Origin of the sequence: Oceanospirillum sediminis, from assembly GCF_014164585.1 — a bacterium.
In the GTDB taxonomy this organism is placed as follows: domain Bacteria; phylum Pseudomonadota; class Gammaproteobacteria; order Pseudomonadales; family Halomonadaceae; genus Oceanospirillum; species Oceanospirillum sediminis.
Window position 1 is genome coordinate 1 of record NZ_JACJFM010000123.1, and the last position, 477, is coordinate 477.

At 34.0% G+C, this 477-nt stretch carries 1 protein-coding gene; it reads left to right on the plus strand.

The annotated features are described in order from the left end of the window. On the plus strand, positions 1 to 477 hold a 477-nt coding region (locus tag H4O21_RS28105; RefSeq protein ID WP_255487450.1), incomplete at both ends, for a M14 family zinc carboxypeptidase.

The following is a 477-nucleotide window of genomic DNA, read 5'->3' on the forward strand; positions in this document are numbered from 1 at the left end:
ATGCTTCACCTACTGGACAAACTACTCATGGTAATTCCACAGGAGGAACTACATGGTTAGGGCAAACAGTATATTACGTAAGAATTTCTGATAATCCAGATATTGATGAAGCCGCAGAACCTGAAACGTTGATTACTGGGATGATTCATGCTAGAGAGGTTAATAGCCTTATGAATATTATGTACTTCATGTGGTATATTCTAGAAAACTATGATAGCGACCCTTTTATTAAGAATATAGTTGATAATCAAGAATTATATTTTGTGCCAATAATTAATCCTGATGGATTACGTTGGAATGAAGTTATTGCACCAAACGGTGGTGGCTTACAAAGAAAAAATTTAAGACCCGGAGTTGCAGATAATGGCAGTACAAGTACATCAAATAATGTAAGAGGAATAGATTTAAATAGAAACTTTAATTATTACTGGGGTTTTGATAATTCTGGTTCTTCACCTACACAAAGTAGTAATACAT